General features: G+C 35.7%; 1 protein-coding gene. It reads left to right on the top strand.

The window, feature by feature from the left end:
- The first annotated feature begins 55 nt into the window (after window positions 1-55).
- Window positions 56-442, top strand: a complete 387-nt coding sequence (locus tag ACM0OP_RS24360; protein WP_414530977.1) for a helix-turn-helix domain-containing protein — start codon at window positions 56-58, stop codon at window positions 440-442.
- The last annotated feature ends 54 nt before the right edge of the window (window positions 443-496 follow it).

Below are 496 nucleotides of genomic sequence, written 5' to 3'. Positions count from 1 at the left end.
TACAGCACTTCCGTCTGTTATGAGGTACACTTAATTAAGATATAAATACTTTAAAATGAAGTCATACTCTGTCGATCTTCGAGAAAAAATAGTTGCAGCACATATTGAGAAAAACATTTCAATTAGGAAAGTAGCTAACATATTTTCCGTGACAAAGAGTTTAGTGCAGAAGCTTGTAAAACAACAAAAAGTTGATGGAAATTTACAATCCAAGCCGCGAGGAAAACCACAATTTAGTCATCTGACAAATGCTGACATAGAGTTGAGAGAGTTAGTTGCAGCACATCCAGATGCAACATTGATAGAGTTATGTGAATTATTTGCAGACAAGACAGGCAATTTTGTAGGTCGAAGTGCAATGTGTCGTGCATTGCAGAAATTAGGATTAAATCGGAAAAAAAAACAAAGCGGAGTACCCAAGCAGGTACAGAGAGAGTCCTGAATTTAAGATTAGATTATTGGGAAAAGGTCAAACATATAGAGCCAGAAAATTTAG

It is taken from the genome of Nodularia chucula CCY0103 (assembly GCF_963923915.1).
In the GTDB taxonomy this organism is placed as follows: Bacteria; Cyanobacteriota; Cyanobacteriia; order Cyanobacteriales; family Nostocaceae; genus Nodularia; species Nodularia chucula.
This window is presented reverse-complemented; position numbering and strand designations above follow the sequence as displayed.

What these genes read in the sequence shown, in the direction of transcription:
- ACM0OP_RS24360 (WP_414530977.1), top strand. Translation starts at nt 56, where the DNA reads ATGAAGTCATACTCTGTCGATCTTCGAGAAAAAATAGTTGCAGCACAT.